Consider the following 20,754-nt stretch of genomic DNA (forward strand, 5'->3'; position numbering starts at 1 on the left):
CGGCATTATCACCCTGATGCTGGCCGGATTGTCCAGTGGAATCGGGAACTATTGCGCACCTTGTGGGTCGCGGAGACGCTGAGCGCATGACTGAGACGATGAACCAGACCCCTGACACGGCCCGGCAGGCCGACCCCTTCCCCGTGAAAGGGATGCACGCCGTCGTCTTCGCCGTCGGCAATGCCAAGCAGGCCGCCCACTACTACTCGACCGCCTTCGGCATGAAGCGCGTGGCCTACTCCGGACCGGAGAACGGCTGCCGCGAGACCGCGAGTTACGTCCTGGAGTCCGGCGGCGCCCGCTTCGTCCTCACCAGCGTCATCAAGCCCGCCACCGAGCGCGGCCGCTTCCTGGCGGAGCACGTGGCCGCCCACGGGGACGGCGTGATCGACCTCGCCCTGGAGGTCCCGGACGTGCGCGCCGCCTACGCCTACGCCGTCGACCACGGCGCCACCGGCCTGGAGGAGCCGCACGAGGTGAGCGACGAGCACGGCACCGTCGTCCTCGCAGCCATCGCCACCTACGGCGAGACCCGGCACACCCTGGTGCAGCGGGTGGACTACACGGGCCCCTACCTCCCGGGCTTCGTGGCCGCCGGCCCGATCGTCGAACCCCCGGCCAAGCGCCTCTTCCAGGCCATCGACCACTGCGTCGGCAACGTCGAGCTCGGGAAGATGAACGACTGGGTGGCGTTCTACAACACCGTCATGGGCTTCACGAACATGAAGGAGTTCGTGGGCGACGACATCGCCACCGAGTACTCCGCCCTGATGTCGAAGGTCGTCGCCGACGGCACCCTCAAGGTGAAGTTCCCGATCAACGAGCCGGCCGTCGCCAAGAAGAAGTCGCAGATCGACGAGTACCTGGAGTTCTACGGCGGCGCCGGCGTCCAGCACATCGCCCTCGCCACCAACGACATCGTCGCCACCGTGCGGGCCATGCGGGCCGCCGGGGTGGAGTTCCTCGACACCCCCGACTCGTACTACGACACCCTCGGCGAGTGGGCCGGCGAGACCCGTGTGCCCGTGGAGGTCCTGCGCGAGCTGAAGATCCTGGTGGACCGGGACGAGGACGGCTACCTGCTGCAGATCTTCACCAAGCCGGTCCAGGACCGCCCGACGGTCTTCTTCGAGATGATCGAGCGCCACGGCTCCATGGGCTTCGGCAAGGGCAACTTCAAGGCGCTCTTCGAGGCGATCGAGCGGGAGCAGGCCAAGCGCGGCAACCTCTGAGACCGGGGGCGCGGCCGGACCGGGCCGGGCCGCGCCACCTCCGGGCCGGGCGGCACCGCGCCGCCGCCCGGCCCCCCCGTCCCGGCCCCGCACCCGGCCGTCCGCGGATCTTCCCAGGCGGACGGCCGGGTGCCACCCTGTGCCCATGAGCCGCCTGATCGAACGCCTGCGCGGAGGGCTGCCGGACGAGGCCCTCGTCACCGACCCGGACGTCACCGCCGGATACGCCCACGACCACGCGAGCTTCTGCCCCGCCGGCACCCCGGCCGTGGTCGTCCTGCCCCGGACCGTCGAACAGGTGCGGCACGTGATGCGCACCGCGACCGAACTGCGCGTCCCCGTCGTCCCCCAGGGCGGCCGCTCCGGGCTCTCCGGCGCCGCCAACGCCACGGACGGCTGCATCGTCCTCTCCCTCGTCAGGATGGACCGCATCCTGGAGATCGACCCCGTCGAACGGACCGCCGTCGTCGAACCCGGCGTGATCAACGCCGTGCTCTCCCGCGCCGTCGCCGAGAAGGGCCTGTACTACCCGCCGGACCCCTCCAGCTGGGAGATGTGCACCATCGGCGGCAACATCGGCACCGGCGCCGGGGGCCTGTGCTGCGTCAAGTACGGCGTCACCGCCGAGTACGTCCTCGGCCTGGACGTCGTCCTCGCCGACGGCCGGCTGCTCCGCACCGGGCGCTCCACCGCCAAGGGCGTCGCCGGCTACGACCTGACCCGGCTCTTCGTCGGCTCCGAGGGCAGCCTCGGCATCGTCGTCCGGGCCGTGCTCGCGCTCAAGCCGCACCCGCCGCGGCAGCTCGTCCTCGCCGCCGAGTTCCCCTCCGCGGCGGCCGCCGGTGACGCCGTCTGCCGGATCATGGCGGACGGGCACACCCCGGCGCTGCTGGAGCTCATGGACCGCACCACGCTCCGGGCCGTCAACAACCTGGCGAACATGGGCCTCCCGGAGTCCACCGAGGCCCTGCTGCTGGCGGGCTTCGACACCCCCGACCCGGCGGCCGACCTCGCCGCCGTGGCCGCGCTCTGCGCCGCGGCCGGGGCCACGGAGGTCGTCCCCGCCTCCGACGCGGCCGAGTCCGAACTGCTGCTCAAGGCCCGGCGCCTGGCCATCCACGCCCTGGAGTCCGTCCGCTCCGCGACGATGATCGACGACGTCTGCGTGCCCCGCGCCCGCCTCGCCGACATGCTGGAGGGCACCGCCGCCGTCGCCGCGAAGCACGATCTCGTCATCGGGGTGTGCGCGCACGCCGGGGACGGCAACACCCACCCCGTCGTCTGCTTCGACCCGCGGGACGCCGACGAGTCCCGCCGCGCCCTCGCCTCCTTCGACGAGATCATGGCCCTCGGACTGGAGCTGGGCGGCACGATCACCGGCGAACACGGGGTCGGCGTCCTCAAGAAGGAGTGGCTCGCCCGGGAGATCGGCCCCGTGGGGCTGGAACTCCAGCGCGGGATCAAGGAGTTGTTCGATCCGCTCGGTCTGCTCAACCCAGGCAAGCTGTTCTGACGGCGCCCGCACGGCTCCCGCGGGGCCGGTCGCGCGGAAGCGCACGGGGGAGCGCGCGGGAGTGTGAGCCCGCGCGCCGGGGCGCGAGCGGGCGCGGACGGGACGGGCGGCCGCCGGGGCCGGTCACGCCGCCCCGTCGGAACTCTCGTCGGACGGCGCCACCGCCAGCAGCTCGCTCAACGCCTCGTCGAACGCCACCTGTTCGAGCTCCTTCCCCGGCTCCACCAGGCGCAGGGTCCGCTCCAGCCAGGCGGACACCGGCGCCGCCGGAGCCTGCAGCAGCGCCTCCCCGTCCGGGGAGCGCAGGGCCAGGCGGATCACCGCGTGTCCGTCGGCCCTCCCCGGCCGGATCCGCACATCGCCCTCGCCGGCCGGCCGGAAGACCCCCTCCACCAGCAGCTCCCGCGCGAACGTCCAGTGGACGGGCGCCTCGGAGCCGATGTGGAAGGTGATGTGGACCGCGTACGGATCGTCCGTGCGGTAGGCCAGCCGGGCGGGCACGGGGATGCTGCGCTCCGGTGTGAGCAGCAGGCCCAGTTCCAGTTCTCTCTCCACCACGGTGTGCATGAACTGCCGTCCTTTCCCTTCGGTGCGGCGGCCGGGCGCGGGCCGCACGGAGCGGAAGCCCGTTCTCACCGTTCACTACGCGGCTTCCCGGAAAACTCTCGGAGATCCTCACCGGATGTGCCGGTCCCTCGCGCACACACATACGCGAAAGTGGTGCGTACCCCGGGACTCGCCCGGCAGGCCTCCCGTTCTGGTACATGTGGACACCGCACCGGGCCCAAGCCGTGAACGGGCGGTCCCGGGGCGACGTACACCACTCCGCGCCCGCCGCGGAGACGGAGAGCCACCGCACAGACGGCCGAGCAGATACGGGACCACGGACAATGAGCGCCCCAACCTCAGGATCCGCCGACGGCGGCCCCGCCCCGGGCTACTACCCCGACCCGTCCATCCCGGGCTACATCCGGTACTGGAACGGCGCCTCCTGGGTGCCGGGCACGAGCCGTCCGGCCCCGGGCGAGGGGGACGCGATGCCGGCCCCGCCGCCGGGAGCCGGTGCCCCCGGGCCGTCCGCGGCGGTCACCGCGGCTCCCGCCGCGTCCGCGTCCGCCCCCACGCCCCCGTCCTCCTCCCCGCCGTCCTCCGCGTCCCCGTCCGGTGGCGGCTCCGTGCCCGCCCAGGACCGCACCGGCCCGATGTACTTCGACGAGATCGCCGGAGCCGCCGCCGGTCCCGCGCCCGGTGACACCCGGCGGCCCGGCGGCCGGGAGGAGGCGGACGGGCCCCGGGGCACCGGCGGCGATCCCCGCGCCGCCGCTCCGGACGCCACCCCGGCCGCTTCCGCCCCCGGGGGCACGGAGCCGAGCGGCGGCCCCACCCTCGGCCTCGGTTCCGGCGGGGGGCCCGACGCACGCCGCCCCGGCACCGGAGGGCCCACCCTCGGCCTGGGGCCCGGCCGTTCCGTCCCCGGCACGGCCCCCGCCGGGGGCGGCGAGGAGGACGGCGGCCCGCCCTCGGCCACCGCCGCCCGCGAGGGCACCATGACGCTCCGGGCGAGCGGCCCCGCCGGCCGCTCCCGCACCCCCGGCCCGGCGGACCCCCGCGCGGCGGACGGAGCCCCGGCCGCCGCCCCGGGCGGGCGTGACGACCGCCCGGCGCCCGGCCGCGTCCCGGACCGGGTCGCCGGACAGGCCCCAGCCGCCCCGGCGGCCGGTGCCGATCCCCGGGCGGGCGCCGTGCCGCGCCCCGCCGGTGAGAGCGCCCCCGGTGAGAGCGCCCCCGGCACGCCCGGAGCCGGGGCCGCGCAGCCCCCCGCGGCCCGCCGGCCGGTGGACGGCAGCGGCCCGCCGGTGCGCACCCCCGGCGGCCCCGCGCCCGGCCCGGCCCCTCAGGGGCCGAAGCCCCACGGTCCGGACCCCCAGGGCCCGCAGCGCCGGACGCCCGGGCCCGAAGGCCCGGTACAGCGCCCCGCACTCCCCGACCCCCGCCCCCGGCAGCCGTCCCCCGGCGCCTCGCCGCAGCCCGCGCCGGCCCCCGGTGCCGTGCCGCCGCCGCAGCCCGCCGCCGGCGGGCCCGCCGGACCGGCCGCCTCCTGGCCGCAGCAGGTGCAGCGGCTGGCGCAGCCCGGCGGCCCCGCCGCGGCGGCGGACGAGGGCGCGGTCACCCCCTGGCGGCCGCCGGTCGAGGACCCCTTCCTGGCCGCCGTCCGCGCGCAGACGGCGGCCCGCCCGGCCGGGCTCGGGCGCCGTCTCCTCGCCCGGCTGATCGACACGGCCGTCCTCGGCGCGCTGCTGTCGGCCGCCGCGGTGCCGCTGGGCGTGCGCACGGCCGACCACATCGACGCCAAGATCGAGAACGCCGAGCTCACCGGGGAGACCGTCACCGTCTGGCTGCTCGACGGCACCACGGCCGGCTACCTCGGCATGTTCCTCGCGGCGCTGCTGCTCCTCGGCACCGTCTACGAGGTGCTGCCCACCGCCCGCTGGGGCCGGACGCTCGGGAAGCGGCTGTGCGGGGTGCGGGTCATGGGCATCGAGTCGCACGAGAACCCGTCGTTCGCGGAGTCGCTCCGCCGCTGGCTGGTCTACAGCCTGCTCGGGCTGCTGGTGGTCGGTGCCGTCAACGTGCTGTGGTGCTTCGTCGACCGGCCCTGGCGGCAGTGCTGGCACGACAAGGCGGCCCGCACCTTCGTGGCGTCCGGCGGCTGACCGGGCGCCCGCTACCCCGGACAGCCCGCCCCGGGCTGCGCGCTCCACGCCGGCGCGGTCGACTGGCGGGTATGAACAGCGATCAGCCGGGGTCCCCGTCCGGTGAGCCGCCGGAGCACGACCCGTTCCGCAAGCGCCCGCCGGAGGGCGGAAACCCGCCGCCGGACCACGCCTCCGCGGGCGGCGGACCGGACAGCGCCGTACCGGGGGGCGGTCCGTACGGGTCTCCGCCGCCCGGCGGACCGCCTCCCGGCCCGCCCCCGCCCGGCGGTTACGGCGCCCCGCCCCCCGGCGGACCGTACGGCGGCTCCCCCTACGGCGGCCCGTACGGGGAGCCGGATCCGCTGGCCGGGATGCCCCCGCTGGCGAGCCTCGGCCGCCGTCTGCTGGCCCGCATCATCGACGGTCTGCTGATCGGCATCCCCGTGGGGCTGGTGGCGGGCGGGCTGATCGGCGGATTCGGCTTCGGCGACAACGACGACATGGGACCGTCGACCGGCGTCCAACTGGCCATCCTGCTGGTCTACTTCGTCTACGAGGGGCTGATGCTGAGCCGGTCCGGCCAGACGGTCGGCAAGATGCTGATGAAGATCCGGGTGGCGATGGTCGCCAACGGGGCGGTGCCGGCCGGGAATCCGGGCTGGACGCGCGCGGCGGTCTACTCGCTGCCGCAGCTCGTGCCGTGCCTCGGCTTTGTCTTCTGGCTGGTCAACGTGCTCTTCTGCACCTGGGACAAGCCGTTCCGGCAGTGCCTCCACGACAAGGCGGCGAAGACGGTGGTGGTCTCCGCGCGCTGAGCCCGGCCGCCGCGGCCGGAACCCTCAGGAGCCCCCGGGCACGGCCCGGGGGCTCGTTGCCCGCCGGTCAGCGGTGGCCGGAGGACGGGGAGGCGCCGGCGCCGGCCCGGGGCCGCGCCGTGTGCTCGCGGGGGGCCGGGACGGAGACCGTCCGGCGGGGCACGGGGGGCTGCTCGACGGCGCGCCGGGCGGCGGCGGGGACGGCGCGCGGCCCGGAGACCGTCACGGCGACGAAGAGGCCGAGTGCCAGCCCGGCGAGGGCGATCGAGGCGATGCCGGCCACGGACCGGGTCTGGGAGAGCACCAGCATGACCATCGTCGAGGAGACGACGGTGGCCGAACCGTAGGCGAGCTGTGCGGCAGTCGGACGCGGCATGGCGGATTCCGTCCTCGGAACAGGAGTCTTGGGGGATGGTCGAGTCTTCGCGCACCCCGGGACGGCGGGACCGGCGGCGAGCCGGTATCGTCGTCAACTCCCCGGGGGAAACGCAGCGTTCGCGCCGTTTCATGACTCTACGGTGCTGTCTGCCCGAGCGGAACTTCCCGCAAGCGTGACCTGACCCTCACTCCAGGTGCACGGGGGGCGCACGGATTCATCGCCCGTTCCACGGGCTGAGACGGGTGCGCCTGTCCGGTTGTTGTTCAGGGTCGGCGCCGGAAAAGCGTCCGATTATCGATCATGAAACGCCGGTGGACGTACACCTCTGGCGTGTTCAAGTCAAGATCTGTTTTTTCGGCGCCAAGTCGTATCCAATGCCCTGCGGAAGAGGCAGCACTGGGTAACACCCGGGAGGACAGCGCCAAGTGAGAACCCATCGCAGAGTCGCCAGAGCCGCGGCTCTGGCCACCGTGGTCGCCGCCATGGGCGCGACCGCCCTGCCGGCCGTCGCGGCCGAGGCGGAGGACGGCGGGCCCGGCGCGATCGAGCGCCAGGACCCGGCGCCCGCCAAGACCCACGTCGAGCACGACCTCGAGGGCCCGTTCAGCGAGCGCCAGAAGGCGCAGCGGGAGAGCGCCCTCCAGCAGGTGCTGTCCGGCGAGGCCAAAACGACCAAGCGCGGCGCCTCGCGCGTCGTCAAGCTCGACCACGGCAAGTACGTCGAGCTGGCCCGCGAGAAGACCGACAAGATCTTCACCATCCTGGTCGAGTTCGGCGACAAGGTCGACGACACCACGATGTTCGACCCCGACGGCCCGGACGGGCCCGAGGAGCCGTTCCCCAAGTACGGCGGCACGCCCGGCCCGCTCCACAACGAGATAGCCGAGCCCGACCGCGCGGTGGACAACAGCACCGAGTGGCGCGAGGACTTCGACCGGGAGCACTTCCAGGACCTCTACTTCTCGGAGGAGAAGGGCGAGGAGTCCCTCAAGAAGTACTACGAGAAGCAGTCCTCGGGCCGCTACTCGGTCGACGGCACCGTCTCCGACTGGGTCAAGGTCGAGTGGAACGAGGCCCGTTACGGCTCGAACTACTGCGGCAGCAGCAACTGCGCCAACGTCTGGGACGCGGTGCGCGACGGTGTGACCGCCTGGGCCGCGGACCAGAAGGCGGCCGGCAAGAGCACCGAGGAGATCAAGGCCCAGCTCGCCGAGTACGACACCTGGGACCGCTACGACTTCGACGCCGACGGCGACTTCAACGAGCCCGACGGCTACATCGACCACTTCCAGTTCGTGCACGCCGGTGAGGACGAGTCCGCGGGCGGCGGCGTCCAGGGCGGCGACGCGATCTGGGCGCACCGCTGGTACGCGTACGGCGTCAACGCGGGCAAGACCGGCCCGGAGAACAACAAGGCCGGCGGCACCGAGATCGGCGACACCGGCGTCTGGGTCGGCGACTACACCGTGCAGCCCGAGAACGGCGGCCTCGGCGTCTTCGCGCACGAGTACGCCCACGACCTCGGCCTGCCGGACCTGTACGACACCTCCGGCACCGGTGAGTCCTCGGTCGGCTACTGGTCCCTGATGTCCTCCGGCTCCTGGCTGGGCGACGGCGAGGAGTCCATCGGCAACCTGCCCGGCGACATGACCGCCTGGGACAAGCTGCAGCTCGGCTGGCTGGACTACGACACGGCCAAGGCGGCGAAGCGCTCGTACCACAAGCTGGGCGTGGCCGAGTACAACACCAAGGACGCCCAGGCCCTCGTGGTCGAGCTGCCGGAGAAGTCGAAGACCACCACGGTGGTGAAGCCCGCCGAGGGCGCCACCCAGTGGTGGAGCGACATGGGTGACGACCTCAAGAACACCCTGTCCCGCCCGGTCGACCTGACCGGCAGGTCCGCGGCCTCCCTCCAGCTCAAGGGCTGGTGGGACATCGAGCAGGACTACGACTACCTCTACACCGAGGTCTCCACCGACGGCGGCGCCAACTGGAAGCCGCTGGACGGCACCGCGAACGGCAAGGCCATCCCGCGCGACGGCGGCGACGAGCCGGCCCTGCACGGCGCCTCCGGCGAGTACCAGGACCTCGTCTACCCGCTGGACGCCTACGCCGGCCAGAAGATCGACCTCCGCTTCCGCTACCAGACGGACGGCGGCCTGGCGATGATGGGCTTCGCGGCCGACGCGATCTCCGTCACCGCCGACGGCGAGACGCTGTTCACGGACAACGCCGAGGACGGCGACAACGGCTGGACCGCCGACGGCTTCAAGCGCATCGGCGAGTCGTTCACCAACGAGTACCCGCAGTACTACATCGCCGAGAACCGGCAGTACGTCTCGTACGACACGACCCTGAAGACCGGCCCGTACAACTTCGGGTTCCCGGACCGGCCGAACTGGGTGGAGCACTTCCCCTACCAGAACGGCCTGATGGTCTGGCTGTGGGACACCTCGCAGCATGACAACAACGTGGGCGTCCACCCCGGCGAGGGCCTGATCCTCCCGGTCGACGCGCACGCCGCCCCGGAGAAGTGGAGCGACGGCACCCTGATGCGCAACCGCATCCAGGCGTACGACTCCCCGTTCAGCCTGTACCGGACGGACGGCTTCACCCTCCACAAGGACGGGGAGCCGGCCAAGGTGAAGGCCAAGAAGGGCGCCCGGGTCTTCGACGACCACAAGGGGACGTACTGGTACGAGTCCAACCCGACCGCCGGGGTGAAGGTTCCTGACACCAACACCCGCATCCAGATCCTCAAGGAGACCCGCAGCGGCTCCAAGATGATCCTGAAGGTCGGTCCCTCGACCAAGTAATCGGGTAAAATCGCAGGTCAAAGCGGCTTCGGCCGTCGCCCGTGGCGGGCGGCGGCCGATTGCCGTCTAGGATGCGGGGACGAGCTTCTTATTGACACCCGCGTCGCGGGGGAGGGAGGGACATGGCCGGCGGAGGATTCACCAGACTCCCGGGCGGCAGTGTCGTCGTCGCCCTCTCCCTGCCCCGGCCCGCGGCCCGCGGAGCCGCGGAGACGTCCCGGGTGCGGGTCCTCGTCCACGCGGCGAACCGGCCCCGGGCCCTGACCCGGCTGAAGAACCACGGGCTGCGCGCCGTGCATCTGCGGGGCAACGCCGAGCCGCCCACCCCGGACGAGGTCACCGCCGTGCTGCACCACCCCGACGGCCTGCTGTGGCGCTCGGTGCCGGACGATGCCACGGAGCTCTGGCACCCCATCGCGAGCCTGATGCGCCCCGCGGCCTGAGCGGGCCGTCAGCCCACGACCGGTTTGCCCTGCAGCTCCACACCCGCCTCGCGCAGCTCCTCCAGGGCCCGCTCGGTGCTGTCCGGGGCGACGCCCGCCGTGAGGTCCAGCAGCACTCTGGTCCGGAAGCCCTCGCGCGCCGCGTCCAGGGCGGTGGCGCGGACGCAGTGGTCGGTGGCGATGCCCACCACGTCGACCTCCTCGATCTCCTTCTCGCGCAGCCAGTCGGCGAGCGGGACGCCGTTCTCGTCCCGGCCCTCGAAGCCGCTGTAGGCGGCCGCGTGCGCGCCCTTGTCGAAGACGGTGTCGATGGCGCCGGAGGCGATGGCTGGGGCGAAGTTGGGGTGGAAGCTGCTGCCCTCGGTGCCCGCGACGCAGTGGACCGGCCAGGAGGTCTTGAAGTCCGGGTTGTCGGAGAAGTGGCCGCCGGGGTCGATGTGGTGGTCCCGGGTGGCGACGATGTGGCGGTAACCGGCCGTCGACTCCGCCACCAGATCGGTGATCTCGGCGGCGACGTCGGCGCCGCCGGCGACCGCGAGGCTACCGCCCTCGCAGAAGTCGTTCTGCACATCGACGACTATCAGTGCACGGTGCATGGTGCGGGCCCTTCGGCTGGTCGAGCGGCGGGGACGGACCTCCGCGGGAGGCCGGACACCGTCCCGTAACCCAGGGTAAGGGACGGTGTCCGGACCCGTGGGGCAGGGGGCGGGGACCGCCCGGTGCCGCCCGGGCGGGTCAGGTCCCGGGGGTGCGCCCGCCGTGGGGGCGGGGTGGAGCGGGCGGCGTCGTTGCCGCCAAGGGTCGTACCGGGCGCGTGGGCGCCCCGCGGGCGCGGGGACGGTGGGATCCGCGGTGTGCCCGGAGCACTACCGCCGTACCCGCGCCGCACGGGCGCTACACGTCCCCGCCCGCTACACGTACTCGGTGGGGAGCACCGGCTCGCCGCCACTGAGCTGCATCGCCGACAGCGGAAGGCGGGCGCGGACGGCGAGATGGCGGTCGCGCACGGTGTCCAGCGGTTCCCGCGCCAGCACCTCGCCGGCCCGTACCAGCTCCACCTGCAGCAGCCCGTCCTCGTACTCCGGGGGCACCGGGCCGGTGCCGACGACCTCGGCCTCGGCGGTCCCCTCGGCGTCGTACCGGCGCGCCGCCCACTTCCGGCCGCCGATGGAGGTCTTGCCGCCCAGCGACTTCTTCGCCACCGGCACCAGGGGTGCCGCCGGGCCGGCCGGCCCGGCGCGCGCCACGAGCTTGTAGACCATGGAGGCGGTCGGGTGGCCGGAGCCGGTCACCAGCCGGGTGCCCACCCCGTACGAGTCCACGGGGGCGGCGGCGAGCGAGGCGATGGCGTACTCGTCGAGGTCGCTGGTCACCACGATCTTCGTGTCCCGCGCGCCCAGGGCGTCGAGCTGCGCCCGCACCCGGTGGGCCACCAGCAGCAGATCGCCGGAGTCGATGCGGACCGCGCCCAGCTCCGGCCCGGCGATCTCGACGGCCAGCCGGACGGCCTCGGCCACGTCGTAGGTGTCGACCAGCAGGGTGGTGCCCCGGCCCAGGGACTCGACCTGGGCGGTGAAGGCGTCCCGCTCGCTGTCGTGCAGCAGGGTGAAGGCGTGGGCGCTGGTGCCCACGGTCGGGATGCCGTACCGGAAACCGGCCGCCAGTTCGGAGGTGGCGGAGAAGCCGCCGGCGTACGCGGCGCGGGACGCGGCCACCGCCGCCAGCTCGTGTGCGCGCCGGGCACCCATCTCCAGCAGCGGACGGGCACCGGCCGCCACCGACATCCGGGACGCGGCGGCGGCCACCGCCGAGTCGTGGTTGAGGATCGACAGGATGACGGTCTCCAGCAGCACGGCCTCGGCGAAGCTGCCCTCGACGCGGAGGACGGGGGAGCCGGGGAAGTACACGTCGCCCTCGCGGTAGCCGCTGATGTCGCCGCGGAAGCGGTAGCCGGCCAGCCACTCCAGGGTCGGCTCGTCCACCACCCGGCGCTCGCGCAGGAAGTCGAGCATCTCGGGCTCGAAGCGGAAGTTCTCCACGGCGTCGAGCACCCGGCCGGTGCCGGCGACGACCCCGTAGCGGCGGCCCTCCGGCAGCCGGCGGGCGAAGACCTCGAAGACCGAGCGGCGGCCGGCGGTGCCCGCCCGCAGTGCGGCCTGCAGCATGGTCAGTTCGTAGTGGTCGGTGAAGAGCGCCGTCGACGGCACGGTCACCGGCAGCCCCAGGTCTGCTGAGTTCATGCCAGCGATGCTAGCCCCATCTCGTCACTTTGACGATTTCTGGGACCGGTCCGTTTGTGCGATGTACGCCACTGGATGGCAGCATGGACCCTGTGAGTGTCGCCCCCATCGAGATCGAGCAGACGGAGACCGGCGGAGCGCCCTCGGAGGTGCCCGAGCCCGATGTCCCCTGGGTGACGATCGTGCACAACGACCCGGTCAACCTCATGAGCTATGTGACCTACGTCTTCCAGGCGTACTTCGGCTACTCGAAGGACAAGGCGAGCAAACTGATGCTCGACGTACACCACAAGGGCCGCGCCATCGTCTCCAGCGGCAGCCGCGAGGAGATGGAGCGCGACGTCCAGGCCATGCACGGCTACGGCCTGTGGGCCACCCTGAGCCAGGACCGCTGATGCCGGGCATGTTCGAAGCCGTACCGGGCGGCGGGGCCGCCGTCACGCTCGACCCGGTCGAGGTGTCCATCCTGCGCAGCCTCGCCGTGCAGCTGCTGGAGCTCGTCGGCCCGGGCGACGAGCCCGCCGACGGGGCCGACCCGCTGGACGCCCTCTTTGCCGACGGCCCCAGCGACCCCCCGTCCGATCCGGCCCTGGCCCGGCTCTTCCCCGACGCCTACGGGGACCCGGAGCGCGAGCCCGGCGGCGACGAGGAGAAGATCCGCGAGTACGCCGCCGAGTTCCGCCGCTACACCGAGAACGACCTGCGGGCCCGCAAACGCGAGGACGCCCTCGGCGTCGTCCGCGCCCTGGACCGGCTGCCCGCCCCCGAGGACGGCGAGGCCCTCCTCGAACTCGGCCCGGACGAAACCCGGCAGTGGCTCGGTACCCTCAACGACCTGCGGCTGGCCATCGGCGCCCGGCTGGAGGTCACCGAGGACGACCAGGAGCTGTACCGGCTGCCCGACAGCGACCCGCGCAAGCCCATGGTGATGGCCTACCTCTGGCTCGGCGGGCTCCAGGAATCCCTGATCGGGACGCTCACGGCCTGACCGGCCCCGGCCGCCCCGTCCACGCCCGGGCTCCGTCCCCGGCCCGGCCCCGCCGGGTTCCGCACCGTGAGCGGGATCACCTGGCCGGGCCCGCACGCCCCCCGCCCCCGGGCTTCCCCGCTCCGTCCCGGGGTCCGCCCCGGACCCGTCCCACTCCGTGGTCCGGCACCGTCTCACCAGGAGGACACCTCCCTGCCGGTGCCCCCGGGTGCCGCCATACCCTAGGAGGCATGCTGACCATCACCCAGGATCTCCACGACCGGATCGTGGCCCACGCACGCGCCGACCACCCCGACGAAGCGTGCGGTGTGATCGCCGGCCCGGTCGGCTCCGGCCGCCCCGAGCGCTTCATCCCCATGCTGAACGCGGCCCGCTCTCCCACGTTCTACGAGTTCGACTCGACCGACCTGCTCAAGCTCTACCGGGAGATGGACGACCGCGACGAGGAGCCGGTGGTCATCTACCACTCCCACACCGCGACCGAGGCGTACCCCTCCCGCACGGACGTCACCTACGCCAACGAGCCCGGCGCGCACTACGTCCTGGTCTCCACCGCCGAGTGCGGCAACGGCGAAGGCCCGGCGGAATTCCGGTCGTTCCGCATCACCGAGGGCGAGATCACCGAAGAGGACGTGAAGATCGTCCCCGCCTACTGAGCCCCGCCGGCGGCCCGGCGTCCAGCGCACCGTCCACGCTGCGAGACGCGTATCCGGCACTCGGACGGGGAATCGATACGATGCCCTCATGGTTGTCCACGGCGTGAGCGACAAGACCCCGGGCCCGCTGCTCGTGGCGCGGCTGCACGTCGATCTGTGCCGCCTCGCCAGCGCGATCTGTCCCCGCTGAGCCTCCGGGGCCCCACGAACACGCCCCGGCACGGTCCCTCGTCCGCGAACCGGCCCCGGGGACCCGCCCCGCCCTTGTCCCGCCGCGCGCACCCCGACCCCTCCCCGACAGGAGCACCCTGCCCATGTCCATCCAGGTCCGCATCCCGACCATCCTCCGCACCTACACCGACGGCCAGAAGTCGGTCGAGGGCAACGGCGCCACCATCGAGGAGCTCTTCACCGACCTCGAAGCACGGCACACCGGCATCCGCGAGCGCCTGGTCGACGACGGCAATCTGCGCCGGTTCGTCAATGTGTACCTGAACGACGAGGACGTCCGCTTCCTCGACGGCATCAGCACCAAGCTCAGCGACGGCGACAGCGTCACCATCCTCCCCGCCGTCGCGGGCGGCTCGGCCCGCGCCGGGCAGGACCGCGCCGGCCGGACGCACCGCCTGAAGCGGACCCGCTGATGCGGTACGACAGCCCGCTCGCCGCGGTCGGCCACACCCCCCTGGTGCGGCTGCCGCGGCTCTCGCCGTCCGACGACGTCCGCATCTGGGCCAAGCTGGAGGACCGCAACCCCACCGGCTCCATCAAGGACCGCCCCGCGCTGCACATGATCGAACAGGCGGAGAAGGACGGCCTGCTCACCCCCGGCTGCACCATCCTGGAGCCGACCTCCGGCAACACCGGCATCTCGCTCGCCATGGCCGCCCGGCTCAAGGGCTACCGCATCGTCTGCGTGATGCCCGAGAACACCTCCGAGGAACGGCGCCAGCTGCTCGCCATGTGGGGCGCGGAGATCATCCCCTCCCCGGCCGCGGGCGGCTCCAACACCGCGGTCCGCATGGCCAAGGAGATCGCGGAGAAGAACCCGGACTGGGTCATGCTCTACCAGTACGGCAACCCTTCCAACACCGGTGCCCACTACGCCGGCACCGGCCCGGAGATCTTCGAGGACCTGCCCTCCATCACCCACTTCGTGGCGGGCCTCGGCACCACCGGCACCCTCATGGGCGCCGGCCGCTACCTCCGCGAGCGGAAGCCCGACGTCAGGATCGTCGCCGCCGAACCGCGCTACGACGACCTGGTCTACGGGCTGCGCAACCTCGACGAGGGCTTCGTCCCCGAGCTCTACGACGAGTCGGTGCTCACCACCCGCTACTCGGTCGGCTCCGAGGACGCGGTCGTCCGCACCCGCCAACTCCTGCGCGAGGAAGGCATCTTCGCGGGCATCTCCACCGGTGCCGCGCTGCACGCCGCGATCGGCGTCGGCCGCAGGGCGGTCCGGGAGGGCGAGTCCGCCGACATCGTCTTCATCGTCGCCGACGGCGGCTGGAAGTACCTCTCGACCGGCATCTACACCGCCGCGACCACGGAAGAAGCCGTCGAAGCCCTGCAGGGCCAGCTCTGGGCCTGACGGACCGGCCGGCCTCCCGCGCACGGCGGGAGGCCGTCACCCGTCCCCCGTCACCCGTCATCCGGCGAGATGCCGGACCCGGCTCCACACCGAGCGGTCCACCTCGCCGACCCGGCGCCGGAACTCCGCCAGCGGCACGTCCCGCAGCTCGTCCGTCGTCAGATAGCTCCTGCGGCCCGCCCGGTCACCGACCGAGCCCGGCGGCAGCTCCACGACCCCCGGCCGCGCCCCCTGGTCCCGGCTGGTGATCTTCACGACCCGGGCCGAACCCCCGCGCACCGACAGCACCAGACAGGGCCGGTCCTTCGACCCCGGGCCGTCCTCGTACGGGACGTCCGCCCACCAGATCTCCCGCGCCCGGGGCGCCGGCAACGCCCCGGCGGGCCGCTTCCCGGGGCGGACCCCCGGACGGGTACGGGTCCGGGGCCCGGGCCGCGGCCGCCCCCCGGGCCGCCCCGGCGGCCGGAGCCGCCCCCCGGGCCGGCGGCGGGCACGCCCCGGCGGCGCACCCCGGCCCCAGCCGTCCACCACCGACGCCACCAGCGCCAGAACCACCACCACGGCCAGCGCCGCCCACACCCATGTGTCCATGACCACACCTTTCCCGAACCGGCCGCTTCCCGACCGTACGTCCCCACCGCGCCCGCCCCGCGAACAGGACGTTCGGTCCGCGCCCCCGGAACCGAACCCTCCGCCGGTTTCACCCCCGTACCGGTGAAGCACCGGGTGAGTTCCCCCACAACAGCCCGCCACAGAGGGGCGACCAGCCCTTTCGCGCCTTACGCTCGACAAACCGTACGGCCCCCGGATCCTCCCCCGCGCCGAGACCAGCCGGGGGACTGAAGCCCTCGGAGGTTCCCGCTTCATGAAGCTCACCGTCGTCGGCTGCTCCGGGTCGTTTCCCTCCGCGGACTCGGCCTGCTCGAGCTACCTCGTCGAAGCCGACGGCTTCCGGCTGCTCCTCGACATGGGCAACGGCGCCCTGGGCGAGCTGCAGCGCCACTGCGGTCTCTACGACCTCGACGCCGTGATACTGAGCCACCTCCACGCCGACCACTGCATCGACATGTGCGGCTACTTCGTGGCCCGCTACTACCGGTACGAGGGCGGCCGGCCCGCCGCCATCCCGGTCTACGGGCCCGAGGGCACGGAACAGCGGCTCTCCGCCGCCTATGACGACGTGCCCTCCGAGAAGTCGATGAGCGAGGTCTTCGACTTCCGCACGCTCAAGCCCGGCGCCTTCGAGATCGGCCCGTTCACCGTCCACACCGACGAGGTGAGCCACCCCGTGGAGGCCTACGGCTTCCGCATCGAGCACGGCGGCCGGGTGCTGACGTACTCCGGCGACACCGGCCCCTGCGAGGCGCTGGCGGGCCTCTCCGAGGGCGCCGACCTCTTCCTCTGCGAGGCGTCCTTCACCCACGGCAAGGAGGACCTCCCGGAGCTGCACCTCAACGGCCGGGAGGCCGGGGAGCAGGCACAGCGGTCCCGGGTGGGACGGCTGGTGCTGACCCACATCCCGCCGTGGACGGACGCCTCCGTGAACCTCCGGGACGCGCGCGAGGTCTTCGACGGCCCCGTCGAACTCGCCCGCCCCGGCGCCGTCTACGAGCTGTAGCCGGCGCGGGAACGCTCGGCGGGAGCGGTAACGGGATCCGGGTTCCATGGTCCCACCCGGGTCCCGTTTCCCCTCCTGCCGAGCCGTTCCGTCCGCTGCGCAGGCCCGTACCCCCGCCGGGGGAACGGCAGCGGCCGTGCCGGGATGTCCGGCACGGCCGCGCTTCTCGTTCCCGTGAGGCCTTCCGTGAGGTCAGGCCTTGGTGAGGTCCTCGACCTCCTCCTCCGGTTCCCGGCCCGGGGTGGGCAGGTTGAACCTGGTGATGACGAAGCGGAAGACCACGTAGTAGATCACCGCGAACACCAGGCCGACCGGGATGATCAGCCAGGGCTTCGTCGCCAGGTGCCAGTTCAGCGTGTAGTCGATGAAGCCGGCGGAGAACGTGAACCCGTGGTGTACGCCGAGGGCCCAGGTGACCGCCATGGATATCGCTGTCAGCACCGCGTGCAGCGCGTAGAGCAGCGGCGCGATGAACATGAAGGAGAACTCGATCGGCTCGGTGATGCCGGTCACGAACGAGGTCAGGCCGACCGAGAGCATCATGCCCAGCACGGCCTTGCGGCGTTCGGGACGGGCACAGTGCGCGATGGCCAGCGCGGCGGCCGGCAGGCCGAACATCATGATCGGGAAGAAGCCGGTCATGAAGAGTCCGGCGCTCGGGTCGCCGGCGAAGAACCGGTTGAGGTCACCGGTGACGGTGTCGGCCCCGTCCTTGAACGAGCCGATCTCGAACCAGGCCACCGTATTCACGAACTGATGCATACCGACCGGGATCAGCGCCCGGTTGACCAGGCCGAAGAGACCGGCGCCCAGCGCGCCCAGCCCGGTCAGCCACTCGCCGACCGCGTGGATGCCGTCGCCGATCGGACCCCATACCAGCCCGAACACCACACCCACCAGGGTGCCGACGAAGGCCATGATGATCGGCACCAGCCGGCGGCCGTTGAAGAAGCCGAGCCAGTCGACCAGCTTGGTGCGGTGGTAGCGCTGCCAGAACACCGCGGCCAGCAGACCCATCACGATGCCGCCCAGCACCCCCGGGTTGTGGTACTGCGCCGCGACGTCCGCGCCCTCCTTGACCTGCGCCTCGGCCACGGGGAACGCCGTCAGGACGTTCTTGTAGACCAGGAAGCCGACGAGCGCCGCGAGCGCGGTGGAGCCGTCCGCCTTCCTGGCGAAGCCGATGGCCACACCGATGCAGAACAGCAGCGGCAGATTGTCGAAGATCGCGCTGCCGGCCGTGGCGAAGACGGCCGCGACCTTGCCCCACTCCAGGCCGTCCGCACCGAAGACGTCGGGCTGGCCGAGGCGGAGCAGGATGCCGGCGGCGGGCAGAACGGCGATGGGCAGCTGGAGGCTGCGCCCGACCTTCTGCAAGCCCTGCCACAAGCCGGAGCCCCGCTTTTTCGCGGGGGCCGCGTTGTCAGTCGTCGTACTCATCGGGTTCCTTCCGGAGCGGATGCGGACCCGGGACCCCGGCCCGTCGGGACACCACGCCGCGCGGTCTACACCAAGTGGTTTAGACCTCTTGTACCACGCTCCGAAACGCTGAGGAAGCCTCCGGCCAAAGCTTCGGCATCACAACTGTGCATACCCGCGGAAGCCCCGGTTCCAGCGACGGGAACCGGGGCTCGGGCCTGCGGAAGGGCAAGTGGGGACAGCCGTGCGGGGGTTGGCTGGGCAGGGGCGCGCGGAGGGCCGCGGAGACGGGGACGGCGACGGGAGACGCGGACGGGGGGCGGGGGCCGGGAACGGCCGGCGGGCGAGGCGGGGAACGGCGGGCGGACTACGGGGCCGTGGTCCCCTTGTCCATGGCCTCTCCCACCTCTTCCGGCTCCCGGCCCGGAGTGGCCAGGTCGAACTTGGTGATGGCGAAGCGGAAGACCACGTAGTAGACCACCGCGAAACACAGCCCGATCGGGATGATCAGCCAGGGTTTGGTCGCCAGATGCCAGTTGACGATGTAGTCGATCAGCCCCGCGGAGAAGCTGAAGCCGGCGTGCACCCCCAGCGCCCAGGTGACCGCCATCGAGACCCCGGTCAGCAGCGCGTGGACCCCGTACAGCACCGGTGCGACGAAGAGGAAGGAGAACTCGATCGGTTCGGTCACCCCCGTGACGAACGAGGTCAGACCCACCGAGAGCATCATGCCCGTGACCGCCTTGCGGTGCTCGGGACGGGCGCAGTGCGCGATGGCCAGCGCGGCGGCCGGCAGGCCGAACATCATGATCGGGAAGAAGCCGGACATGAACTGCCCCGCGTCCGGGTCCCCGGCGAAGTAGCGGGTCAGATCGCCCTGCACCGTCTCCCCCTCCGCGCCCTCGAACTCCCCGGCCTGGAACCAGAAGAAGGTGTTCAGGAACTGATGCATACCGATCGGGATCAGCAGCCGGTTGGCGACCCCGAAGATCCCCGCACCCCACTCGCCCATGCCGATCAACTGCCGGGCCACCCACGTCAGCCCGTCACCCACCGGCTCCCACAGCAGCCCGAACCCCACCCCCAGAATCGTGCAGAGGAACGCCATGATGATGGGCACCAGCCGGCGGCCGTTGAAGAAGCCCAGCCAGTCCACCAGTTTGGTGCGGTGGTAGCGCTGCCACATCACGGCGGTGAGCAGGCCGATGAGGATGCCGCCGAGCACGCCCGGGTTCTGCGGCTCCCCCTCCGGCAGCGCCTCGGTGACCGACCCCTCGACCGGGAAGGCCGCCAGGACGTTGTGGTAGACGAGGAAGCCGACCACGGCGGCCAGCGCGGTCGAGCCGTCGGCCTTCCGCGCGAAGCCGATCGCCACCCCGATGCAGAACAGCAGCGGCAGCCCGAACGCCCCGTCCAGGATGGCGGTGCCGCCCCCCAGCAGCACCTGGGCGGTCTTGCCCCAGAAGTCGCCCCCGCCATAGGCCTCGATCAGATTGCCGAGGCTGACCAGCAGACCGGCCGCGGGCAGGACGGCGATGGGAAGTTGCAGACTCCGCCCGATCTTCTGCAGTCCCTGGAAGAGTACGGATGTCCAGGATTTCTGCGGCCGCCTGCCGGCGGTGGTGGCCTCCGAACTCATCCGGTCCTCCCGATCCACTCGCTTCGCACCGGCCCGCCCCCCGGGGGTTGGCAAGCACGGCATACTGGTGTAGACCAGTCGCCGGGTGCGTCTGACGCCACCGCGCCCCCGGGCGCGGCACCGGTGTCGCCATCCTTCGCCAGATGGCGGACAGATGCCCGCGAAGGTGGGCCAAACGTGCGTTAGCGTGAGGAAACGGTCGGCGGGCCGCCGCAGTACCGAGAGAAGCGTGCTGAGACCAGCGTGCCGAGAACACCAGGAGTGGACATGGCCAGCAAGGCTGAGAAGATCGTCGCCGGGCTCGGCGGGCTCGACAACATCGAGGAGGTCGAGGGCTGCATCACCCGCCTCCGCACCGAGGTGGCCGACCCCTCCCTCGTCGACGAGGCCGCGCTCAAGGCCGCCGGTGCCCACGGCGTCGTCAAGATGGGCAGCGCCGTCCAGGTCGTCATCGGCACCGACGCCGACCCCATCGCCGCCGAGATCGAAGACATGATGTAGCCGGTCCCGATCTCGGTCCCGGCCCAGGGCGCCACCCCGCTCCCCGCGGCCTGGTCCCGTCACCGGCCACCCGGCCCCCGACTCCCGAGGGTTCCGCTGCCCGCCGCCTCCCCGCGCCGGCCCGGAGCCCTCGGTGGCTCCCGGGGCCGGTCCCTGCCCCGGGAGCCCGGACGACCGGGCACCGGGGCGCCCGCCGCGGACGAAC

The 20,754-nt window shown here is 72.6% G+C and carries 20 protein-coding genes and 1 pseudogene; 14 read left to right on the plus strand and 7 right to left on the minus strand.

What is annotated here, in order from left to right; translation table 11 throughout:
• Positions 1-86 precede the first annotated feature (86 nt).
• Positions 87-1,232, plus strand: coding sequence for a 4-hydroxyphenylpyruvate dioxygenase (gene hppD, locus SXIN_RS19370; protein ID WP_019711595.1), 1,146 nt, complete (start codon positions 87-89; stop codon positions 1,230-1,232).
• Between the two features lie 145 nt (positions 1,233-1,377).
• Positions 1,378-2,745, plus strand: coding sequence for an FAD-binding oxidoreductase (locus tag SXIN_RS19375; RefSeq protein WP_019706065.1), 1,368 nt, complete (start codon positions 1,378-1,380; stop codon positions 2,743-2,745).
• Between the two features lie 123 nt (positions 2,746-2,868).
• Here SXIN_RS19375 and SXIN_RS19380 read toward each other — a convergent pair whose 3' ends face one another.
• Positions 2,869-3,312, minus strand: a complete 444-nt coding sequence (locus SXIN_RS19380) for an SsgA family sporulation/cell division regulator (RefSeq protein ID WP_019706541.1) — start codon at positions 3,310-3,312, stop codon at positions 2,869-2,871.
• Positions 3,313-3,635: 323 nt separating this feature from the next.
• On the opposite strand from SXIN_RS19380, the gene SXIN_RS19385 reads away from it, so the two are divergent.
• Both SXIN_RS19385 and SXIN_RS19390 read left to right on the plus strand, forming a co-directional pair.
• Positions 3,636-5,459 carry an RDD family protein gene (locus SXIN_RS19385; protein ID WP_095757278.1) on the plus strand — a complete coding sequence of 608 codons (1,824 nt, stop codon included), beginning with the start codon at positions 3,636-3,638 and terminating at the stop codon, positions 5,457-5,459.
• Positions 5,460-5,530: 71 nt separating this feature from the next.
• On the plus strand, positions 5,531-6,256 hold the full coding sequence (locus SXIN_RS19390) for an RDD family protein (protein ID WP_095757279.1): 726 nt from the start codon (positions 5,531-5,533) through the stop codon (positions 6,254-6,256).
• A 67-nt stretch (positions 6,257-6,323) separates the two neighbouring features.
• On the opposite strand, the gene SXIN_RS19395 is transcribed toward SXIN_RS19390, so the two are convergent.
• Complete coding sequence (locus SXIN_RS19395) at positions 6,324-6,632, minus strand: hypothetical protein (RefSeq protein WP_095757280.1); 309 nt, start codon at positions 6,630-6,632, stop codon at positions 6,324-6,326.
• Positions 6,633-7,060: 428 nt separating this feature from the next.
• On the opposite strand from SXIN_RS19395, the gene SXIN_RS19400 reads away from it, so the two are divergent.
• Both SXIN_RS19400 and SXIN_RS19405 read left to right on the plus strand, forming a co-directional pair.
• Positions 7,061-9,451 (plus strand): immune inhibitor A domain-containing protein, encoded by a 2,391-nt coding sequence (locus SXIN_RS19400; RefSeq protein WP_039824198.1) that lies wholly within the window; start codon positions 7,061-7,063, stop codon positions 9,449-9,451.
• A gap of 122 nt (positions 9,452-9,573) precedes the next feature.
• The gene (locus tag SXIN_RS19405) at positions 9,574-9,894 is read left to right on the plus strand and encodes a hypothetical protein (RefSeq protein WP_019711592.1); all 321 of its coding nucleotides are present in this window, start codon (positions 9,574-9,576) and stop codon (positions 9,892-9,894) included.
• 8 nt (positions 9,895-9,902) lie between these two features.
• Here the strand turns inward: SXIN_RS19405 and SXIN_RS19410 are convergent, their stop codons facing one another.
• Together SXIN_RS19410 and SXIN_RS19415 are read right to left on the minus strand one after the other, a co-directional pair.
• Positions 9,903-10,490, minus strand: coding sequence for a nicotinamidase (locus SXIN_RS19410; RefSeq protein ID WP_039824196.1), 588 nt, complete (start codon positions 10,488-10,490; stop codon positions 9,903-9,905).
• A 315-nt stretch (positions 10,491-10,805) separates the two neighbouring features.
• On the minus strand, positions 10,806-12,134 hold the full coding sequence (locus SXIN_RS19415; protein ID WP_039824194.1) for a nicotinate phosphoribosyltransferase: 1,329 nt from the start codon (positions 12,132-12,134) through the stop codon (positions 10,806-10,808).
• Positions 12,135-12,217: 83 nt separating this feature from the next.
• Here SXIN_RS19415 and clpS point away from each other — a divergent pair, with 83 nt between their 5' ends.
• From clpS to SXIN_RS19440, 6 genes are all read left to right on the plus strand, one after another.
• On the plus strand, positions 12,218-12,529 hold the full coding sequence (clpS, locus tag SXIN_RS19420; protein ID WP_019711589.1) for an ATP-dependent Clp protease adapter ClpS: 312 nt from the start codon (positions 12,218-12,220) through the stop codon (positions 12,527-12,529).
• A complete protein-coding gene (locus SXIN_RS19425) occupies positions 12,529-13,122 on the plus strand; it encodes a DUF2017 domain-containing protein (RefSeq protein ID WP_019711588.1) in 594 nt (197 codons plus the stop codon). The genes clpS and SXIN_RS19425 overlap by 1 nt, the downstream gene beginning before the upstream one ends.
• A 230-nt stretch (positions 13,123-13,352) precedes the next feature.
• Complete coding sequence (locus SXIN_RS19430; protein WP_019711587.1) at positions 13,353-13,778, plus strand: M67 family metallopeptidase; 426 nt, start codon at positions 13,353-13,355, stop codon at positions 13,776-13,778.
• A gap of 88 nt (positions 13,779-13,866) precedes the next feature.
• Entirely contained in the window at positions 13,867-13,968 is a 102-nt protein-coding gene (locus SXIN_RS32935; protein ID WP_019711586.1) for a putative leader peptide, read from the plus strand.
• 124 nt (positions 13,969-14,092) lie between these two features.
• The gene (locus SXIN_RS19435; RefSeq protein WP_019711585.1) at positions 14,093-14,422 is read left to right on the plus strand and encodes a MoaD/ThiS family protein; all 330 of its coding nucleotides are present in this window, start codon (positions 14,093-14,095) and stop codon (positions 14,420-14,422) included.
• On the plus strand, positions 14,422-15,372 hold the full coding sequence (locus SXIN_RS19440) for a PLP-dependent cysteine synthase family protein (RefSeq protein WP_019711584.1): 951 nt from the start codon (positions 14,422-14,424) through the stop codon (positions 15,370-15,372). The genes SXIN_RS19435 and SXIN_RS19440 overlap by 1 nt, the downstream gene beginning before the upstream one ends.
• 57 nt (positions 15,373-15,429) lie before the next feature.
• Here SXIN_RS19440 and SXIN_RS19445 read toward each other — a convergent pair whose 3' ends face one another.
• Positions 15,430-15,963, minus strand: a complete 534-nt coding sequence (locus tag SXIN_RS19445; RefSeq protein WP_095757281.1) for a type II toxin-antitoxin system PemK/MazF family toxin — start codon at positions 15,961-15,963, stop codon at positions 15,430-15,432.
• A 274-nt stretch (positions 15,964-16,237) separates the two neighbouring features.
• Between SXIN_RS19445 and SXIN_RS19450 the strand changes: the two genes are divergently transcribed.
• A complete protein-coding gene (locus tag SXIN_RS19450; protein WP_019711582.1) occupies positions 16,238-16,990 on the plus strand; it encodes an MBL fold metallo-hydrolase in 753 nt (250 codons plus the stop codon).
• 192 nt (positions 16,991-17,182) lie between these two features.
• On the opposite strand, the gene SXIN_RS19455 is transcribed toward SXIN_RS19450, so the two are convergent.
• Complete coding sequence (locus SXIN_RS19455; protein WP_019711581.1) at positions 17,183-18,430, minus strand: PTS transporter subunit EIIC; 1,248 nt, start codon at positions 18,428-18,430, stop codon at positions 17,183-17,185.
• A 346-nt stretch (positions 18,431-18,776) separates the two neighbouring features.
• Positions 18,777-20,048, minus strand: a complete 1,272-nt coding sequence (locus tag SXIN_RS19460; protein ID WP_019711580.1) for a PTS transporter subunit EIIC — start codon at positions 20,046-20,048, stop codon at positions 18,777-18,779.
• A gap of 231 nt (positions 20,049-20,279) precedes the next feature.
• Between SXIN_RS19460 and SXIN_RS19465 the strand changes: the two are divergent.
• Positions 20,280-20,549: pseudogene (locus SXIN_RS19465) on the plus strand (PTS sugar transporter subunit IIB); the annotation flags it as partial.
• Positions 20,550-20,754: the final 205 nt, after the last annotated feature.

The sequence above is a fragment of the Streptomyces xinghaiensis S187 genome (genome assembly GCF_000220705.2).
In the GTDB taxonomy this organism is placed as follows: domain Bacteria; phylum Actinomycetota; class Actinomycetes; order Streptomycetales; family Streptomycetaceae; genus Streptomyces; species Streptomyces xinghaiensis.

Excerpts from the sequence above, each read along its gene's own strand:
- hppD (WP_019711595.1), top strand. The coding sequence starts at position 87 with ATGACTGAGACGATGAACCAGACCCCTGACACGGCCCGGCAGGCCGAC.
- SXIN_RS19375 (WP_019706065.1), top strand. The coding sequence starts at position 1,378 with ATGAGCCGCCTGATCGAACGCCTGCGCGGAGGGCTGCCGGACGAGGCC.
- SXIN_RS19380 (WP_019706541.1), bottom strand. The coding sequence starts at position 3,312 with ATGCACACCGTGGTGGAGAGAGAACTGGAACTGGGCCTGCTGCTCACA.
- SXIN_RS19385 (WP_095757278.1), top strand. The coding sequence starts at position 3,636 with ATGAGCGCCCCAACCTCAGGATCCGCCGACGGCGGCCCCGCCCCGGGC.
- SXIN_RS19390 (WP_095757279.1), top strand. The coding sequence starts at position 5,531 with ATGAACAGCGATCAGCCGGGGTCCCCGTCCGGTGAGCCGCCGGAGCAC.
- SXIN_RS19395 (WP_095757280.1), bottom strand. The coding sequence starts at position 6,632 with ATGCCGCGTCCGACTGCCGCACAGCTCGCCTACGGTTCGGCCACCGTC.
- SXIN_RS19405 (WP_019711592.1), top strand. The coding sequence starts at position 9,574 with ATGGCCGGCGGAGGATTCACCAGACTCCCGGGCGGCAGTGTCGTCGTC.
- SXIN_RS19410 (WP_039824196.1), bottom strand. The coding sequence starts at position 10,490 with ATGCACCGTGCACTGATAGTCGTCGATGTGCAGAACGACTTCTGCGAG.
- SXIN_RS19415 (WP_039824194.1), bottom strand. The coding sequence starts at position 12,134 with ATGAACTCAGCAGACCTGGGGCTGCCGGTGACCGTGCCGTCGACGGCG.
- clpS (WP_019711589.1), top strand. The coding sequence starts at position 12,218 with ATGGACCCTGTGAGTGTCGCCCCCATCGAGATCGAGCAGACGGAGACC.
- SXIN_RS19425 (WP_019711588.1), top strand. The coding sequence starts at position 12,529 with ATGCCGGGCATGTTCGAAGCCGTACCGGGCGGCGGGGCCGCCGTCACG.
- SXIN_RS19430 (WP_019711587.1), top strand. The coding sequence starts at position 13,353 with ATGCTGACCATCACCCAGGATCTCCACGACCGGATCGTGGCCCACGCA.
- SXIN_RS32935 (WP_019711586.1), top strand. The coding sequence starts at position 13,867 with ATGGTTGTCCACGGCGTGAGCGACAAGACCCCGGGCCCGCTGCTCGTG.
- SXIN_RS19435 (WP_019711585.1), top strand. The coding sequence starts at position 14,093 with ATGTCCATCCAGGTCCGCATCCCGACCATCCTCCGCACCTACACCGAC.
- SXIN_RS19440 (WP_019711584.1), top strand. The coding sequence starts at position 14,422 with ATGCGGTACGACAGCCCGCTCGCCGCGGTCGGCCACACCCCCCTGGTG.
- SXIN_RS19445 (WP_095757281.1), bottom strand. The coding sequence starts at position 15,963 with ATGGACACATGGGTGTGGGCGGCGCTGGCCGTGGTGGTGGTTCTGGCG.
- SXIN_RS19450 (WP_019711582.1), top strand. The coding sequence starts at position 16,238 with ATGAAGCTCACCGTCGTCGGCTGCTCCGGGTCGTTTCCCTCCGCGGAC.
- SXIN_RS19455 (WP_019711581.1), bottom strand. The coding sequence starts at position 18,430 with ATGAGTACGACGACTGACAACGCGGCCCCCGCGAAAAAGCGGGGCTCC.
- SXIN_RS19460 (WP_019711580.1), bottom strand. The coding sequence starts at position 20,048 with ATGAGTTCGGAGGCCACCACCGCCGGCAGGCGGCCGCAGAAATCCTGG.